We start from the raw sequence: 18,863 nt of genomic DNA on the forward strand, positions 1-18,863 counted from the left end.
ATGGAACAAAAGCCACGTATCTGTATTGCTATTACCACTTTTTATCCCTATGTCGGTGGCGCTGAAACTCAAACCCTGGCACAATGTCAGCGTCTTATTGAATCTGGCTATCAAACTCAGGTGGTAACTTTCCGCCATAAACATACCTGGCCACTTAACGATGTCATCAGGGGCGTTCCCGTCAAGAGAATTGCTGGTTCATTGCTGGGAAAGCGGGAAAAGCTGCCACGCATAATCCAACGCATTCTTTATTTCATAGCTATGTTTGTCATGGCTGCTACGATCTGGCGTGAGCGCAAAACTTTTGATGTCTTGCAGGTCTGTCAGTTCAGTTTGCTTACCTTGCCGCTGGCCGTTGTCTGCTATTTCGCCAAAAAACCGATGACGATCATCGTCATTAGCGCCGGAGGCGAGAAACCCACTAAGACCAACGAGGCGGCCCGTTTACTGGCCGGTCCGCTGGACCCTCAAACACCCTGGCTACAAGTGGATGGTAAAACCTGGATCGATGGCGATCTGTACGGTCTGAAAGCTGCCGGACCGGGCGTTACGCGTATTACACGTGCATTACTCAAACAGATCAAGGCTGTGATTATTGTCCTCAGCACACGCACACAGCGCTATGTCAATGCTAACGGCTTTGGTGATTTAGATATACAACTTATTCCAAATGGCGTTGATACCAACCGTTTCCATCCAGCTTCGACGACCAACAATATGGAACAAAGAGCGAGAACAGTGGTTTGTGTATCCAAAGCGCGCTATGAGAAGGGACTGGATGTACTCCTTCAGGCCTGGCGTCTGGTGCAGGAACAAACACCTGAGGCTCGTCTGGTTATCGTTGGCAGCGGCCCTGTCCAGCCTCAATTAGAGCAACTGGCTGCCGCCTTAGGCATCACGCAGAGTGTCGAGTTCGCTGGATTACAAAGCGATGTACCAGGACAATTGCATCGAGGCCTGATCGGTATCTTACCATCCCGCTGGGAAGGCATGCCCAATGCTCTATTGGAGGCAATGGGCAGCGGACTGGCTTGTATTGCGACACGTGTGAGCGGCAGTGAGGATGTCATTGAGCATGGTATTAATGGTCTACTTGTAGAGGTTGACGATTATGAAGACATGTCGAAAGCCTTGCTCACACTCTTAAAGGATCCTCAATTGGCACAACAATACGGAGCACTGGCCAGTGCTCTGATCCAACGAGAGTATACACTTGAACATGTTTTGAACCTCTATACAACAATCTACCAACGCCTCACAACAGGCATTGAACAGAGGGCCGGCGATCTTGCCCTTCAGGAAGCCGCTCAGTAATGCCTTGAGCCAGGCATTTGAAAGGATAAACATCCCATGTGTGGAATTGCGGGATTTGTTAATGTGCAGTGTGGATCAGCTGAAGCGGAACATCTTATCGATGCAATGTGCCAGGTCATCAGGCATCGTGGTCCTGATGATCAAGGCACATGGATTGGCGAGGGAGAGCAGGCAGGCACTTCAGCGGCGCTAGGAATGCGCCGCCTCTCTATTATTGATCTGGAAGGCAGCCATCAGCCAATTTTCAATGAAGATCGAAGTATGTTGATCGTATTCAATGGAGAAATCTACAACTATCGCGAGCTACAACAGGATTTGCGGGCTCGTGGTCACCAGTTTAAGACCAGCGGTGATACGGAGACCATTCTCCATGCTTATGAAGAATATGGCGACGAATGTGTGAATTTTCTCAGTGGCATGTTTACCTTTGCCATCTGGGATATCAAACGCAAGCGCCTTTTTGCCGCTCGCGACCGCTTCGGCAAGAAACCACTCAACTATTATTGGGATGGCACACGCCTGATCTTTGGTTCGGAAATCAAATCGATCCTGGAAGCGGGCATTCCACGCGAGGTCAATCCGCTGGCCATCGATGAATTTCTGGTCTATCGCTATGTGCCCACACCGCTCACAATATTCAAAAATGTCCATAAGGTTCCGGCTGCCCATGTGCTTATTTATGAGAATGGTGCAGTCAAAACCAGAAGCTATTGGGATCTTTCTTTTGCACATACCTGCTATGACGATGAAGCAACCGCGATTGAGCGCACCAGGAGCTTGTTAGAAGATGCAACGCGAAAGCGCCTGATGAGTGAAGTTCCTCTTGGTGCCTTCTTAAGCGGTGGCCTGGACTCCAGTATTGTGGTGGGAATGATGAGTAAGTTGATGTCCCAGCCGGTCAAAACATTCTCGATTGGCTTTGAGGAAGATTCTTACAATGAACTGCCCTATGCACGCAAAGTAGCGCAGCATTTTGGTACAGATCATCATGAGTTCTTTGTCAAGTATGATCTCATGACGGTATTGCCACATCTGGTATGGACCTATGATGAGCCATTTGCAGATTCATCGATGTTACCGACCTACTATGTTTCCAAGCTGGCTCGTGAACATGTCACGGTAGCCTTGAGTGGGGATGGTGGCGACGAGGTTTTTGGTGGCTATGAGCAATACCGTCGTGAGTATCAACTTTACCGGATCCCCCGCCTGCTGCGTGGTACGATGGCACGGGCATCTTACTTATTACCCAATAATGTGCGTGGCAAAAAACGTTTGCAGACCTGGTTACGCGACTATGGCACCCGCAGCATTGAAGCCATGATGCTCTTTCCGGATTATACACGCGAAGCCCTCTATACCCAGAATTTTTATCAGCAGGTCAAACAACACATGCCGTTTGAGCGCCATCTGGGCCTTTATCATGCCGTCCAGGACTTGAATCCTACCGCACGTATGCAATATGTAGATACCAAGACGTATCTGACCGACGACATCCTGGTCAAGGTCGACAAAGCTAGTATGATTAATTCCCTTGAGACACGCGCTCCTTTGTTGGATCATCATCTGGCTGAATATGTTGCCTCATTGAATCCATTGTTACGGGTCAATAACGGACGCATCCATGATGGTCATGGCAAACACCTATTAAAGAAAGTCGCCGCAGAATTGTTGCCTACAGAAATTCTGGAGCGTCCCAAACGTGGCTTTGCAGTCCCCATCAATACCTGGTTTCGTAAGGATATGAGTAGTTACGCACACGATGTTCTCAGTTCCTCTAAAGCCAGGAGTCGGGGTATCTTTAGCGACCAGCTGATGGAAAACGTGCTGAGAACCGATGGTGCCAGCACACTAACGAACCATAGTGAAGTACTTTGGAGCTTACTCTGTCTGGAATTATGGTTCCAGACATATATGGATGAACCAATACATGATCCTTCAAAAAAATCAATATCATCTTCTACTACTAAAAAATAAGAGTGAGGAAAGGGAACGTTTATGTGCGGCATCTGTGGAGTTTATAATGCACGCAGCGGCGAACCAGTTTCCCCGCAATTAATAGATACGATGACACGCTTGATTGCACATCGTGGACCCGATGATAGCGGAGCCCATCTCGATGGTCCGCTAGGCCTGGGCTTTGCTCGCTTGAGCATCATTGATCTGAGCGGCGGCCACCAACCAATGTGCAATGAAACCGGCGACATCTGGATTGTCTTTAATGGCGAGATCTGGAACTATAAAGAATTACGTAAAGATTTACAAGAAAAAGGGCATATCTTCGAAACCAATAGTGATACGGAAACCATTGTCCATGCCTACGAAGAATATGGCGTTGATTGCGTCGCTCGCCTGCATGGTATGTTCGGGTTTGCAATCTGGGATGGACCACGACAACGTCTCTTGCTAGCTCGTGATAAAGCCGGCAAGAAGCCACTTTACTATACACAACTCAATGGTTCGGTTATCTTTGGCTCTGAAATCAAAGCGATCCTGGGCCACCCTCAGGTTAAGCGCGAGGTCGATGTCCAGGCAATGGCCGACTTCCTGAGTGTACGCTATGTGCCGGCACCCGCAACGCTGTTCAAAAACATTTCCAAAGTTAAGCCAGGACATTGGCTGTTGTTTGAAAATGGTTCGATGCGTGAAGAGTGCTACTGGGACTTCAACTTCAAGCAGACAGAAAAGCATTCCATTCCTGAATATATTCAGGGTATTAAACAGCATGTCCATCGCGCCGTCGAAGAGCGCATGATGGCGGATGTACCGGTAGGGGCCATGCTCAGTGGCGGCGTAGACTCCAGCATTATTTCCGGCATTATGAGTACCCTGACCTCACATAAGGTAAAGACCTTTTCAGTGGGCTTTGATCATCCCGAGTATAGTGAACTCCCATATGCACGGATGGTTGCGGATCATTTTGGTACCGACCATCATGAATTAGTGGTCAGTTCCTCAGATCTGACGCAGTATTGGCCACTGCTGACCTGGCATCGCGATGAGCCGGTCAGCGAACCATCTGATCTAGGGGTATACCTGGTATCAAAGCTGGCACGTCAGCATGTCAAGGTAGTGCTCTCAGGCGAGGGCGCGGATGAGTTGTTTGCTGGCTATCCTAAATATGTGGTGGATTGGTTGGCCCGCTATTACCATATATTGCCTCCAGTGGTACGCAATCAAGCCATCCAGCCAATGTTGGAGCGCCTGCCATATAGTATGCGCAAATTGAAAACGGCGGCCCGCAATATCTCGCAACCAGCCCCACAGCGTTGGATGAACTGGTTCGGCATCTTTAACGGTGCGCTCAAAGAACAGTTGCTAACCAGCGAGACCAAGGCCACCATCAATCTGGACGCTAGCCGCGAGTTTCAACACTGGCTAGACAACAATCCCCAGCCGGATAATCTATCATCAATGCTCTATCTGGACACCAAAATCTGGCTCCCTGATAATCTGTTGATGAAGGGCGACAAAATGACCATGGCGGCCTCGCTTGAATCACGCATTCCTATGCTTGACTACAAGTTAATCGAGTATGCAGCCAGTATTCCATCCAACGCCAAAATCAAAAATCTGAAAACAAAGTATCTCTTAAAGCAGGCCTTTGCTGACTTCTTGCCTGAAACGATCCTGACCCGCAAGAAAATGGGCTTTAACGTCCCAACTGGTGAATGGTTCCGCCATGGTCAACGTGATCTGATCAGTAAGCTACTCCTCTCGGACCGCATCCGGAGCCGTGGCTACTTTAATGATGCCTACATTGCCCAAATGGTCCAGGACCATCTGGATGGCAAAACAAACTATCAAGCCCAGATCTTTACCCTGGCCAGTCTGGAACTCTGGTTCCGCGTCTTCATTGATACACCAGATCTGGAAAAGCCAGAGGGATCGGTTGAAGAGCTACTCATGCAAGAGCAGTTGCCGGCCGGCGTTTAAAGTACCATCCAGAGATTTCTATGCCAATAGTCTAAAAATCGCCCATTTTCGAAAGGATAGAAGATAGAATGTCCAAGCAAACCGCCAGCCCATTCCGCGTGCTTATGGTCACTGGCATCTACCCAACAGCCGAGAAACCACATGCTGGTACCTTTGTAAGAAGCCAGGTCGACTCTCTAAGAGAAGCCGGTCTAGAGGTTGATGTACTTCATCCTAAAGTTGGCATGCCATCACCGCTACGCTATGCCTCCGCAATCTGGCAGATCTGGCGTGCCTCGCTCAGCCGCCGCTATAACGTCATCAATGGACAATATGGACTCTGGTGTGTAATCTGTCGGCTCCAGTGGACTACGCCAGTCGTGGCGGCTTATCTGGGGGATGATATTCTGGGTACAGTTACCGCTAAGGGCGGTCATAGCTTTAAAGGCAATTTTGTAGCTATGCTCAGCCGTCAACTTTGCTACTGGGTAGAGGCCGTCACGGTCAAATCCGAGCAAATGAAAAGAGCGGCCCGCGGCCCACAGCAAAAAATCTATGTGATTCCTGATGGTGTCAACTTCGCGCAGTTTCATCCGGTCCCACGTTCTGAGATCCGTGCGGAGCTAGGGTGGGATCAAGATAAGTACTATGTACTCTTCAGTAACAATCCACGCATCCCAGTCAAAAACTTTGCCCTGGCGAAAGCGGCTGTCGAACGCGTGCGCGAAAAAGGTGTCGATATCGAACTGGTAGTCGCCACAGGACTCCCGCATGAGACGGTTGTAAAGTATATGAATGCCAGTAATGCTCTCATTCTTTCTTCACATGCCGAAGGCTCACCTAATGTGGTCAAAGAAGCCATGGCCTGCAATGTACCGGTCGTGGGTACTGATGTTGGCGATGTACGGGATGTCATCGAGCACACAGCCGGTTGTACTGTCTGTACCCCCAATAATGTCGAGGAGATGGCGTCCGGCATCGAGGTGGCCCTGGCACATACCGAAAGAACCACTGGACGCGCGGATACCCAGCATTTGGATGGTAGCGTGATTGCCCAGCGTATTATCGATGTATATGAAAAAGCCACCAAAATGAAAATTCCACGCCAACCTGTGGCAACCACGCCTGAAAAGGAGACAGCGTATGCCCAGGAATAAGAAGGTGCTTCTCCTGGTAGAAAATCTCTCTGTTCCTGCTGATCCACGTGTCTGGCGCGAGGCTCAAACCTTGCGCCAGCACGGCTATCAGGTAAGCGTCATCTGCCCACGGGGTGAGACGCGCGACACTGAAGCATATGTCCACCTGAATGGCATCCATATTTATCGCTACCGCTTGAACACCACAATTGTAAAATCCACTGACTATATCAAAGAATATCTGGTCGCAATGCTTAATACCTTACGCTTAAGCATCCAAGTCTGGTTGCGCCATGGTTTCGATGTCATCCATGCCGCGAATCCACCGGATACCTTTTTCGTCATTGGCATGCTCTATCGCTGTCTAGGAAAAAAGTTTGTGTTTGATCAACATGATCTGGCTCCTGAGATGTTTGCCATCAAGTTTGAGGGACGCATGAAGCTCATCCAGCGTTGCCTGCAATGGTGCGAGACACTCTCATACAAGACCGCCAATCTCGTGATCACCACCAACGAATCCCAAAAGCGTAACGCCCTTAAACGTGGTGGCTGCGCGCCAGAAAAAGTGGTAGTGGTACGCAACGGTCCAGATGACACACGCTTCCATGTGCTGCCACCTGAACCAGAGTTAAAAAACGGTCACAAATATCTGCTGGCCTATATTGGAGTCATGGGCTCACAAGATGGCGTAGATTATGTGTTATACGCACTCAATGAGCTCATCAATAAACGTGGACGGCAGGACATTGGATTGGTACTCATGGGTGATGGTGATCAACTCACAATCCTAAAAAATCTCACGCAGGATCTACAGCTTGACGACTATGTGAAATTCACCGGCTGGGTAGAGAAACAGGATCTGCTGCGCTATCTGAGCGTCACCGATATTGGTCTTTGCCCTGATCCCAGTAATCAACTTAACGACCATAGCACCATGCTCAAAACCATGGAATATATGGCGATGGGCCGGCCTATAGTGGCCTTTGATCTGCTAGAGACACGTTACTCCGCTCAGGACGCGGCCCTATATGCTACCCCCAATCGCGTTGAGGATTTTGCAGATAAAATTGAAATGCTTTTAGAGGATGAACAACTCCGACAGACCATGGGGGCCTATGGACGTAAACGCGTTGAGGATGAACTGAGCTGGAATCAAACGCACAAACATCTTTTATACGCTTACGAGCAACTCTTCTCAAAAAATGAGGCGATGAGCAGCAGTAGAGAAGCAGTTCCAGGCATTGAGGTGGGACAGCCTGGCGCGGTTGCCGATAGCGTCTCGGTATCGGCAACCGAATAAGCCAGCTAGGCATTGAGCAAGATCAGGGCTGACATGGCGGGCAAAGTAAAGCTATGTTCAATCTTCTTACCATAAGGATCCACATAAGAGGTTGTACCAGGGGTGGTGATCTGGGCATTAGAACTGCTCGGATTCACCACTACCTCTCCACCAGTAAAATCACGCCAATAGACATACTGGGATGAATACATGTCTCCTTTAGGACTCCCAATATGGGCCTTCAACTCAGGGAATTCATTGGAGTGGCCATATGCTTTAAAACCAGAAATATTCACCATGGCGAGACGTTGATTTGCCATTAAATATGAGGCGTAAATCCACTCTGTATCCGCTGGCTCCAACTTTTTTTGGACCTGGTTGACGATAAAGAACGGCTTACTCTTTTCCTGAACAGAACTAATATACTGCACCAGATGGAGCCAATCACTACCGCCAAGATTGCGATTACCAAAGTGGGTAAAGCTACTTTCATCCAGAATTCCATCCACATGGTCTATTACGGTCTGCGAGGTTGGCGCCTTAATGGTTACCGCGCCAGTGCTAAAATTCCCAATCAATAACAGGGGGTGAGGCAAGGCATGCAATTGTTTCTGCATATATACAACCCAGTTCATCTGATCTGTCTGCCAGCGAATATCTGTATTTTGTCCTGTATAGAGCTGCACCCATTCGCCATTCTTATCAAAGTGACCACAGGCACCAAAGATATTTTCCATATCAATATTATCTACCGCCAGGGCATCATAACCAGCCTCGCTGGCAGGACGAACATAGCTGTCCATTTGCCACTTTACCACCTCTGGATTGGTAATATCGAATGGAATGTTTTTATCCGTATATTGTAAAGCTGGTGTCTTCTGATCGCATTTATAGAGAATCCAATCGGGGTGCAACTGTTTCCAGTAGGCCAATCGTCCCTGACCACCGAGTTCAGTTTCTGTAAAAGTACCATCATCCCGATGAATAGTCATATAATAGCTTAATATTATTTTGGGATTAAGTGTACGATAAATTTCCATATTCTCTTGCCGTGCACCCCAGACGAAATCATAATTATTGGCGACCGCCGCTGGATCAGGGACGCGATAATCAAAGATCAGGGCAGAGTGGATGTTTTCGCTGGTATCGACAAAAGGCCGTGTTCCTTTGACAGGATTAAAGTTGGTACATTGGGCTAATCGACATACTGGTGTCTGTAGTCCAACAGGCTCTGGCGCAATCTTGCCACCTTGCGTTGAAGGTTTTCCGGGTGAGGCTGATGAAAAAGTACATCCACTTAGCAAAAAGGTTAAAAGTAGTACTAGAAATAGGGATACCGATCGTTTAATACGTGGATGTCTTACCATAAAGACGTTCCTTTTATACTATCTATATTAACAATATTCATACAATACCAAGCGTCCAGGTTACAAATTAAAAGTATAGCATAGCAATTAACAGGTAATACTACCTGATTTGGGCGGATATCTGGTAAAGTGGAAATTGTTGTAGGCTCAATTCACTATTAGAAAGGGGATGTGCACCAGCTTTTTTGTTATAGAAGAAAGTACTAGTGCACAGACACATTGTATGAGTTCAGCACGCTATCTAGTTACTGGTGGAGCAGGATTTATCGGTTCACATATTGCCGCCACCCTGCTAAAGCAAGGTGAAAATGTACGCGTCTTAGATAATCTTTCGACAGGCCGTGAAAGCAACTTACAAGCATTTGAAGGCCTTCCTGGTACTGTTGAGATTATTCGTGGAGATATTCGCGATCTGGCTATCGTTAAAAAGGCCGCGGAGGGCGTTGAAGTAGTATTTCACCAGGCAGCCCTGGCTTCGGTACCACGTTCAATTGCCGATCCTGTCACCTCATTGGAAGTGAATGTCAATGGCACCCAGAATGTCCTGGTGGCGGCCCGGGATGCAAAAGCACGCCGTGTTGTTTTTGCCAGCTCATCATCAGTATATGGTAATACACCAACACTACCAAAGCATGAAGAGATGCCCACCTCCCCCATGTCTCCCTATGCAGTACATAAACTGACTGGAGAGCTTCTCTGCTCTGTCTTCAACAGCATCTACGGCCTGGAGACGGTCGCACTCCGCTATTTCAACGTCTTTGGTCCGCGCCAGGATCCTAAATCCGAGTATGCTGCCGTTATTCCACGTTTCCTTACTGCCCTGTTGACGAAAGAGCAGCCGATCGTATTTGGAGATGGGGAGCAAACGCGGGACTTTACCTTTGTCGCGAATGTAGTACAGGCCAATCTTAAAGCCGCAACAGCACCTGATGCGGTAGGTCAAGCCATGAATGTAGGATGCGGAGAACGTATCTCGCTCAACGAAGTATTACAGATCGCAGGTGAGCTGCTAGAGACCAGTACAAATATCGATTATCGTGACCCACGTCCTGGCGACGTACGCGATAGTCTGGCCGACATCAGCAAAGCACAACGCTTAATCGGCTATGATCCTACCATCAAGTTTGCAGAAGGTTTAGCGCAAACATTAGAAGCTTTACGCATAAGCATCTCTTAAACCTGATCTTGAATAAAGAAATGGATCCTGCAACAGCGTAAGAGTTGCAGGATCCATTTCTTTGACGTTGAGAGCCGCCATATACTTTATTGTACGCTCACCGCAGTACTTACCTTCTCTTGCTTCTCCAGGGCCGCCTGAGCTGCCTCCAGGACGCGCACAACTGCCAGGCCAACTTCACCATTAGCACGGGGCTGTTTTCCCGTCAGAATTGAATTGACAAAATCTTCACACTCCAGGCGCAAGGGCTCTACCCAATCGATATGAGGAATAGTAATCGCACCATGACGATACGAAACCACAGGATCAGCATGGACATCAGCGCCTTTGTTGTACACTTTAATCATTTCGGATGGATTGGTATCATCGTAGACCACCATTCTGGCATCTCCGATAACGGTAACCCGACGTATCTTGCAGGGATGCAGCCAGCTCACATGGATATGTGCCGTCATCTGATCAGGGAATTCCAGATCCAAATGCGCCACATCACAAATATGCGACTGCAAGTGAGCATTAGCCTGTACTTTTACCCGTTCAGGTGCCTTACCGAATAAATAAAGCAATATCGATATATCATGTGGCGCGAGATCCCAGATAACATTGATATCACTACGGAATAGACCCAGATTAACACGTTCAGCTTCTACACAATAGATTTTACCCAGGTCGCCATTTTGCACGAGCTTACGTAGCTCATTAACAGCCGGACTATACTCAAACGTATGTCCCACCATCAAAATAAGATTGCGTTCTCGGGCAAGTTCGACCAGTTCCTCAGCTTCAGCCACACTGGCTGTAAGAGGTTTCTCGACAAGCACATGCTTTCCATGCAGCAGTGCCTCTTTTGCCAGCTTATAATGGGCACGTACAGGTGCCGCAATCACCACTCCATCTACGTCCGAATTGAGAATGTCACGAAAATCGGTAGTAGTCTTAATCCAGGGCTGATTCACGGCAATAGAAGCCAGGCGGCTCTGATCCAGATCGGCTACCATAGCCACCGAGGCCTGGGAAAGTCCATCCAGGTTACGCGCAATCTTCGGTCCCCAATATCCCCAACCAACAAGACCAAAACGTAAATCTTTTCTCATCTATATGTCCTTTAGAGCTTTATCCATAAGAGTTTTACAATGATCATTAACGATTTGAGGCAAGGGAGCTGGCATATTTCTTAACCGTATTAATGACATGTTGAAGCTGCTTCTCTGTCAACTCTGGATACATGGGCAAAGAAACAATCTGCGAGGCCAGCGCTTCTGTAACTGGTAGCATTCCCGCTTTATATCCATATTGGGCACAGGCTGGCTGTAAATGCAGTGGTGTCGGATAATGGATGTTGGTACCAATACCTTCTTCTTGCAGGGCGGCTCGGAATTGATCACGCTGGGGAATCTGAATCACATAATAGCAATAGACGTGGCTCCCCCAGTCGCGCACGACAGGAACGGCATCAACGACATCACGCAACTGCTCGGTGTAGGTCTGAGCATGCGCCTGACGAGCTGCATTCCAGCGCTCCAAGTGCGGCATCTTGATTAACAACACAGCTGCCTGTAGCTCATCCATGCGAGCATTGGAGCCGATCACTTCATGCAGATAACGAACCCGTGATCCATGATCACGATACATGCGCATTTTTTCTGCCAGATCAGCATTATTCGTTGTACAAATGCCTGCTTCACCAAAAGCGCCCAGATTTTTACTGAAATAAAGGCTAAAACAGCCAACATCCCCAAAGGAACCAACACGTTGTCCTTGATAGGTGGCACCATGGGCCTGAGAAGCATCCTCAATCACGCGTAATCCATGGGCGCGAGCAAAATCCATCACCGGCTGCATTTCGACGGGATGGCCATAAAGATGCACAGGCACGATGGCTCGAGTGCGGGGGGTCAAGACACTTTCCAGCTGTCGCCAATCCATCAAATAGGTCTCTGGATCAATATCGACGAACACCGGAATTGCACCAACCAGGGCGATTGCCTCAACCGTTGCGATGAAGGTATTTGACACGGTAATTACTTCATCACCAGGACCAATATCACAGGCACGTAAGGCCAGCTCAAGTGCATTCGTCCCTGAAGCATTTCCGACACTGTACTGACAACCACAATAGGTCGCAAATTCTTGTTCAAATGCCTTCTGGCGAGGTCCAATGAACAATTGCATACCTTCCAAAACTTCTTCAAAAGCTGCCATAATTTCGGGTTTTAAAGCCAGATATTGAGCACGTAAATCAACAAGAGGTACATTTTCAGATGCCACTATTTTTTATCACTCCTTACAATAACCAGAATGTCTATTCACAGCGTTTTTCTTAAACAGAAATCACCAATTCAACTTGCTTTATATATTTATTAAGCATAGACTCATGATCCCAATAGTAACAAATAGAGGTGATGATTAGATGACTATAAAGGTGTAAGATAGGTTAAACTATGGCTAATCAGTAAAGAATACACAACCATGGGTACATAACGATTTAAGGGGGGCTTACGTTTTTATCACCTATTTTCCAACTCTTTACCATATCTCCATAAAAATACTCACCGATTATACACCTGAGTCATATACTATTGAAATTAGAATGAACAGGGACCGCGAAATATAAAAGTCTTTTTCATGTTGCACTTTGGGGGAGGACACAATGGTTGTTCAGTCGGCGCCCGTCCGAACGATCAGTATCAATACGGGCTACCTGAGAGCAAAGCGTGCGTTGGATATTACATTTACGCTTCTCATTGCACCCTTTGTGATTCTGGTCGGTATTGTTGTTACAATCTGCATTAAAATGAACTCTGAAGGCCCTATTTTTTTCCGTCAGAAGCGAATCGGTCAAAATGGGGTCGAATTCGACATGCTGAAATTTCGATCTATGTATGTTAATAGTGATCAAATGGCCCATCGCGAAAAAATTCTCCAATATATGAATGGTCAAAAACTTAATGAAGACAGCACTGGCAACTTATCATACAAAAATGTGCAAGATCCTCGCATTACAAAAGTGGGACGATTCATCCGCAAGACCAGCCTGGATGAGCTCCCACAATTTTGGAATGTGTTAAAAGGCCAGATGTCTTTAGTTGGTCCAAGACCCCCTCTACCTTATGAGGTAGAGCTATACACCTCTCATGAATGGCTGCGAATGGTAGGAAAGCCTGGCTTAACTGGTACCTGGCAGGTTTATGGCCGTTCACGCGTAACGTTTCAGAATATGGTTGAGATGGATATTGAATATCTTGAACATCAATCGATATGGAACGATTTAAAACTCATCATCCTCACGGTTCCTGTAATGGTCTTTTCTCGCGGCGGCGCTTAATATATCTATAAATATACATAATTTATTCTACACAATAATACAGTTTCTTACTTGGAGAAGTAAGAAACTGTATTATTGTGTTTACAGACGGTATTGTATCTTGGGAGAGAACGCGCCGGCGATATTTATGCCTTGGTTGTTGCTCACACTCAGCTTGCTCCACGCGTCGCAAAAGTGTACGCATGCTACTTGCATCAATGATCACAGGGAAAACCCGACAGCCAGTCAAATGACCAATATAGGGAAAAATATGCAGACCACCACTATTCACTATGGCAACAGTCAACACGCCACGAGACCTACCAACCACGATACACTGATAGCGTAACATCAGGTTCAAGGGTAAGAGAGAACGATACCTGGCAGGAACGCGACGCGGTGGAGCTAATCTGGGCGCCAGGCACATTATGTCAGCGGCATAGGCAGCAGGTCTGTTTTCTTTTCTTCCTCTTCTGCGATACATAGCATCTCTCTAAATATAGCATAATTTATATCGTTAAGAATAGATGATTTCCGTGTAAAAGAGATGCTGCGGAGACGAAAAATGAGGTGATAATCTCAAAGAGAGGTGGAGGTTCTGGCACTACTTTTGTGCTTTTATCTTATGTGAGTAAGCTCACCTTCTTTTCTACTGACCTGATAAAGATTAGCTACAGGTGAGGAGAAAATTTCTGGCAAATGTCAGTGAAAGACCGGTAAGCTACTCACACAAACGAGAATGATAGTTATACCGAAACCACACGCAACGGGCGAACAGATTCATCATCCGTTGAACGCCGCAACAACGTGTAGCCCACACCAGGAACAGTCAGAATATAATATGGATTACCTGGATCTGGCTCGATTTTCTGGCGCAAGTGACGGATATGAGCCTTGATCAGACAGGCATCTCCATCCCCATCATAGCCCCAGACATGCGTCACAATCTGATTTGCCGTGCATACATCATTCGCATTGATAGCCAGTAAATGCAACATTTTACTTTCAGTTGGTGTCAGACGTGAGACCTTGCCATTCACGGTCACTTCATTATGGAGGGAATCTACACAGATAGGTCCAACATGAATAAGCGAAGAGGGTCGACGCTCTAATGTTCCTCGTGAGCGACGACTAACGGCCCGAATACGTGCTAATAATTGAGAGGGAAAGAAAGGTTTGCGTAAGTAATCATCCGCGCCCGATTCCAGACAACGTACTTCATCCTGCACATCTTTACCATCAGTTACCACAAGGGTCAAAGCATCATGTTTCATACGCAATTCGCGGCATAGAGCCAGCATATCAACATTTTTTAATGCCGTATCCATAATGACAAGATCGGGTTTTTGTTCTAGCCACTCGATTTCGGCTCTTTCTGCTGTATACGCACGATGGACTTCATAGCCCAGCGTCTTTAACCAACTCGTGAGCATTTCGACCAAATCACGGTCACTATCAATGACCAATAATTTCATTGTCGCCTCCCAACTTTATTATCGTTCATTTGTTACCAAATATCTGCAGGATAAAGGTAACGAGAAATGGCATTGCAAGTGGCTACTGTCCATTACACCTGTCAAACCATTCCTGTCACCAGCCAGGCTTTTTACCACATCAGTACCTGGTTCTTAATGCCAAAAGTACACATTTCAATCTACAAATTAACTCACTGCAACCATGAGAAAATTTTGTGCGCATGAAGGAAGTGAAAGACACATAAGTTTTCTTCATGTCCTTCAATAAACGCTGCTCAAGTGGATATTTATAATGTGTCTATTGTCGGCCACACTTCATGATAATGGCTAACAATGAAGGGTCAATATATTTCTATTTTTGATGATGAAAAATCAATGGGAAAGCCCTCGGGGATATATAAAATCCTGGAGCTGTCTTTCGCTAAAAATTGCCGTCACCAATTATGAAGTTATTGGAAATAACGGAAACAACTGGCAATAACCTTGCTGTAGTCTTTGCTTATCACCTGATAAAGACTATACCTTATACACTTTTAAATTGCAATGTATCTCATTGGTAATAGGTCACAATTTGTAGAGTTGATACACCTTCAGGAGTGTTTTGCGATACTTATTTTACGGGAGGTTTCTATGTATAAACCCATTTTGAGCGGCTATAAATAGCTATTGAATGCTATATAAGATATGGTGAGATAAATATGCACCGCGGTGCATATTTATCTCACCATATCTTATATAAGTAGGTTCTCGTCAGGGAACGAGGGCAAACATGCATTATCCTCTATACAACAGGCTATGCTGTACACAGAAATCCCACGCAGATCCCCAGAAGCGCACCAACAAAAACCTGAATTGGCGTATGGCCAATAAGCTCACGGAGTCGCTTCTCTGCCATCGGACTACCCTGGAAGGCTTCTTCGATCATCTGGTTGAGGAGACGCGCCTGAATGCTAACGGCACGACGGACACCAGCCGCATCATACATAACAATACTAGCTAACACGACTGCAATGGCAAATTCTGTTGACGCCACACCCACCGTGCGACCAGCGGCAGTAGCCAACCCTGTAACAAGGGCTGAATGAGAGCTGGGCATGCCACCAGAGGAAACTAGACGGCTCAGAGCAAGTCTACGCTGCTTGAATAACTCAAGGATAGTTTTGCTTACCTGTGCAATAGCCCAGGCCAGGAAAGCCGCGACTAAGACGCGATTATCAAAAATCGAATTGCTATTAAACATACGTTCCCGTATCTCTCCCCTTTTTATAAATCCAGGGGTGAAAGAGAGAGTGTATCAGTACTCTCTTCAACACTAAGTTGTTGCACCGAGAGCTCTGCTTGTTGCAGGAGTTCGTTACAATATTGCGCCAGATGCATGCCATCTTGATACTGCTTTAACGCTTGATCCAGGGGTAGCTTTCCCTCTTGCAATGCAGTAATAGCGGCTTCGAGTTGTTCAAAAGCTTCTTCAAATGACAGTGATTCCATCTTGTCCTCTCGTAAAGCTATACTCATGAAGGTCGGACCTCGGCGGATAGCTGTCCATCCTTAACTTGAATAGTTAAAACATCACCTGGTTGAACCTGCTGTACACTGGTAACCACTGTCTGGTCCTGCTGCCGCACTACAGCATAACCACGAGCTATCGTCAATAATGGACTCAATGAGTGTAATTGTAGGCTTACACCGCGTAGCCGTTCGGCTTGCAGCGAGATGATATGTTGCATGTGTGTCTGGAGTCGATCGGTATATTCATCCAACTGCTGTCGGCGTTGAATAATAGTATTTTGTGGGCTCGCTCGTTGTAAATCGCGTGTGATATAGGTCATCTGATCTTTAAGGTCAGCAAGTTGATCAAGTATTAAGGCAGTCAACACCTGTTGTTTATCTGCCAGATCTTTTTGCCAATCAGTGATATCAGGAACAGCAGCAGTAGCGGCCCCGGTGGGGGTTGAGGCCCGGTGATCAGAGACAAAATCAGCGATGGTAAAATCAGTCTCATGTCCAACGCCGCTAATAACAGGAATGCGCGAACGAGCAATGGCACGTGCCACCACCTCTTCGTTAAAAGCCCACAATTCCTCAATAGATCCACCACCACGTCCAACGATAATTACATCCGCCTCACCATGCTCATTGAGCAAATCCAGTGCGGCAGCAATGGACGCCGGGGCCTCAGCACCTTGCACCAAAGCCGGCGCAAACACAACCTGTGCCAGCGGGTAGCGATTGCGCAATGTACGTATCATGTCGCGTAAAGCCGCCGCCTGGGGGGAACTCACAATACCAATAATGGTTGGCTGCATCGGCAGAGGACGTTTACGTGCACTATCGAACAGCCCCTCAGCCTCTAAGCGTGCTTTCAACTGCTCAAATTTGCGGAAGAGGGCCCCCTCACCCAGAGACATAACCGCATCTACATAAAATTGAAGTTTGCCATCGCGCTCATAAAATGAGACACGACCATTCACAGCCAGCGCCATTCCATCACGTAAAGAGGGGGCCGCCGCACGTAACCGGGCGTGCTTAAAAAACACACAGGGTAGCTGAGCGTCACCCTCTTTCAAGGTAAAATAACAATGGCCAGAGGGATAGTTTTTACAATTCGAGACTTCACCGTGCACCCAAATATTTTGCAAGATATCATTCGTCTCCAGCACCTCTTTTAAATAAAGAGCAAGCGCCGAGACACTAATCGCAGACGGGGCTCCGAGCGAGTCTGGAAAGAGCATAAGAGTTATGCCTCCTCTGAGCTATCAATCACCATCAATTGCTGGCCATATTCAACCGCCTGATTATCCTGGCTCAGGATCTCGACGATGCGTCCAGCAATAGTGCTTTCAACCTCGTTAATGACATTTAACGATTGAATCGTACCCACTAGCTGTCCTACCTTGATGCGATCACCTACAGCCACCAATGGGTTGCCTTTGGGTTTACCCCAGGTATGAAAAATACCAACCAGTGGTGCGGTAATAGTATGCCTGGTATCACTGCTACTGGCAGCCGGCGCCTGAGTATCTTCTTCAGTAACAGCTACTGGATAGGACGCAACCTGCCCACCATCCGACAATTTTGCTTTGCGTAGCACAAGCTGCATGCCAGCTTCAGCACGCTTAATCTCAATTTCAGAGATATCGCTCTCATCCAGTAGCCGAACCAGACGTTGCAACTGCTCGACACTTACCTGCTCGGCAGAAACGCCATCCTCACCCATAGGTGTTTCGACTTCATAAGGATACTCTCTATTACGATTCATAAGACAACTCCGTAAGTAAGATAGGCTCTAAAGCTAGCCGTCCCAACACAAGAGTTGAGACGGCCGGGATGAACATTTAAGCTCGCTCTACGTATGTGTTTGTGGTTGTGTTGACACGAATCAGATCATCGGTAGAGATGAACAATGGAACCTGAACAACCAGACCGGTCTCGGTGGTTGCGGGTTTGTTGCCACCAGTAGCGGTGTCACCTTTGTAGCCAGGCTCGGTGTATGTCACACGCAAAACGAGTTTCTCAGGCAGATCAACAGATATTGGCTCTTCGTTATAGCGAATAATATCCAGCTCAAGGTTATCAATAAGATAATTTTTCGCATCGCCCAGTTGGGCCTCGGTCAAAACAATATCTTCATACGTACTGGTATCCATAAAGTGATACTGATCACCTTCTTGATACTGGAACGTCACACTTGAGCGATCCAGGTAAACACGCTTAAACTTATCACCGGCATCGCAGGTACGATCGACGGTCGAGCCTGTACGCAAGTTGCGCAATTTTAAACGTACAATCGCGCCACCGCGTCCAATCTTCACATGCTGCCACTCAAGAATCGAACACAGCTGTCCTTCAAACTCGATTGTGACACCTTTTTTCAAATCACCAGTTGAAATCATGAACGA

The 18,863-nt window shown here is 47.1% G+C and carries 17 protein-coding genes; 7 read left to right on the plus strand and 10 right to left on the minus strand.

What is annotated here, in order from left to right:
* The 5 genes from EL633_RS04075 (at position 1) to EL633_RS04095 (ending at position 7,662) form a co-directional block, all read left to right on the plus strand.
* Entirely contained in the window at positions 1-1,314 is a 1,314-nt protein-coding gene (locus EL633_RS04075; protein WP_126625971.1) for a glycosyltransferase family 4 protein, read from the plus strand.
* A 36-nt stretch (positions 1,315-1,350) separates the two neighbouring features.
* Complete coding sequence (gene asnB, locus EL633_RS04080) at positions 1,351-3,288, plus strand: asparagine synthase (glutamine-hydrolyzing) (RefSeq protein WP_126625972.1); 1,938 nt, start codon at positions 1,351-1,353, stop codon at positions 3,286-3,288.
* A 21-nt stretch (positions 3,289-3,309) separates the two neighbouring features.
* Positions 3,310-5,247, plus strand: coding sequence for an asparagine synthase (glutamine-hydrolyzing) (asnB, locus tag EL633_RS04085; protein WP_126625973.1), 1,938 nt, complete (start codon positions 3,310-3,312; stop codon positions 5,245-5,247).
* 68 nt (positions 5,248-5,315) lie between these two features.
* Complete coding sequence (locus EL633_RS04090) at positions 5,316-6,383, plus strand: glycosyltransferase (RefSeq protein WP_126625974.1); 1,068 nt, start codon at positions 5,316-5,318, stop codon at positions 6,381-6,383.
* Positions 6,370-7,662: a glycosyltransferase family 4 protein gene (locus EL633_RS04095; protein ID WP_126625975.1), complete on the plus strand. Its 1,293-nt coding sequence runs from the start codon at positions 6,370-6,372 to the stop codon at positions 7,660-7,662. Before EL633_RS04090 ends, EL633_RS04095 begins: the two co-directional genes overlap by 14 nt.
* A gap of 5 nt (positions 7,663-7,667) precedes the next feature.
* Here the strand turns inward: EL633_RS04095 and EL633_RS04100 are convergent, their stop codons facing one another.
* Complete coding sequence (locus tag EL633_RS04100; protein WP_126625976.1) at positions 7,668-9,008, minus strand: putative glycoside hydrolase; 1,341 nt, start codon at positions 9,006-9,008, stop codon at positions 7,668-7,670.
* A gap of 223 nt (positions 9,009-9,231) precedes the next feature.
* Between EL633_RS04100 and EL633_RS04105 the strand changes: the two genes are divergently transcribed.
* The gene (locus EL633_RS04105; RefSeq protein ID WP_126625977.1) at positions 9,232-10,185 is read left to right on the plus strand and encodes an SDR family oxidoreductase; all 954 of its coding nucleotides are present in this window, start codon (positions 9,232-9,234) and stop codon (positions 10,183-10,185) included.
* An 86-nt stretch (positions 10,186-10,271) separates the two neighbouring features.
* On the opposite strand, the gene EL633_RS04110 is transcribed toward EL633_RS04105, so the two are convergent.
* Together EL633_RS04110 and EL633_RS04115 are read right to left on the minus strand one after the other, a co-directional pair.
* Positions 10,272-11,279 (minus strand): Gfo/Idh/MocA family protein, encoded by a 1,008-nt coding sequence (locus tag EL633_RS04110; protein ID WP_126625978.1) that lies wholly within the window; start codon positions 11,277-11,279, stop codon positions 10,272-10,274.
* A 46-nt stretch (positions 11,280-11,325) separates the two neighbouring features.
* Complete coding sequence (locus EL633_RS04115) at positions 11,326-12,453, minus strand: DegT/DnrJ/EryC1/StrS family aminotransferase (protein ID WP_246039079.1); 1,128 nt, start codon at positions 12,451-12,453, stop codon at positions 11,326-11,328.
* Positions 12,454-12,835: 382 nt separating this feature from the next.
* Here EL633_RS04115 and EL633_RS04120 point away from each other — a divergent pair, with 382 nt between their 5' ends.
* A complete protein-coding gene (locus EL633_RS04120; RefSeq protein ID WP_126625979.1) occupies positions 12,836-13,510 on the plus strand; it encodes a sugar transferase in 675 nt (224 codons plus the stop codon).
* A gap of 22 nt (positions 13,511-13,532) precedes the next feature.
* Here the strand turns inward: EL633_RS04120 and EL633_RS38075 are convergent, their stop codons facing one another.
* From EL633_RS38075 to efp, 7 genes are all read right to left on the minus strand, one after another.
* A complete protein-coding gene (locus EL633_RS38075; protein ID WP_126625980.1) occupies positions 13,533-13,973 on the minus strand; it encodes a GspE/PulE/PilB domain-containing protein in 441 nt (146 codons plus the stop codon).
* Between the two features lie 262 nt (positions 13,974-14,235).
* Positions 14,236-14,964, minus strand: a complete 729-nt coding sequence (locus EL633_RS04130; protein ID WP_126625981.1) for a response regulator transcription factor — start codon at positions 14,962-14,964, stop codon at positions 14,236-14,238.
* Positions 14,965-15,757: 793 nt separating this feature from the next.
* Entirely contained in the window at positions 15,758-16,204 is a 447-nt protein-coding gene (locus tag EL633_RS04135) for a divergent PAP2 family protein (protein WP_126625982.1), read from the minus strand.
* A 23-nt stretch (positions 16,205-16,227) separates the two neighbouring features.
* Entirely contained in the window at positions 16,228-16,452 is a 225-nt protein-coding gene (xseB, locus tag EL633_RS04140; RefSeq protein ID WP_126625983.1) for an exodeoxyribonuclease VII small subunit, read from the minus strand.
* Between the two features lie 23 nt (positions 16,453-16,475).
* Entirely contained in the window at positions 16,476-17,696 is a 1,221-nt protein-coding gene (gene xseA / locus EL633_RS04145) for an exodeoxyribonuclease VII large subunit (RefSeq protein WP_126625984.1), read from the minus strand.
* A gap of 5 nt (positions 17,697-17,701) precedes the next feature.
* The gene (locus EL633_RS04150; protein ID WP_126625985.1) at positions 17,702-18,223 is read right to left on the minus strand and encodes an acetyl-CoA carboxylase biotin carboxyl carrier protein; all 522 of its coding nucleotides are present in this window, start codon (positions 18,221-18,223) and stop codon (positions 17,702-17,704) included.
* A gap of 76 nt (positions 18,224-18,299) precedes the next feature.
* Complete coding sequence (gene efp / locus EL633_RS04155; protein ID WP_126625986.1) at positions 18,300-18,857, minus strand: elongation factor P; 558 nt, start codon at positions 18,855-18,857, stop codon at positions 18,300-18,302.
* Positions 18,858-18,863: the final 6 nt, after the last annotated feature.

Origin of the sequence: Dictyobacter alpinus, assembly GCF_003967575.1 — a bacterium.
GTDB lineage: Bacteria > Chloroflexota > Ktedonobacteria > Ktedonobacterales > Ktedonobacteraceae > Dictyobacter > Dictyobacter alpinus.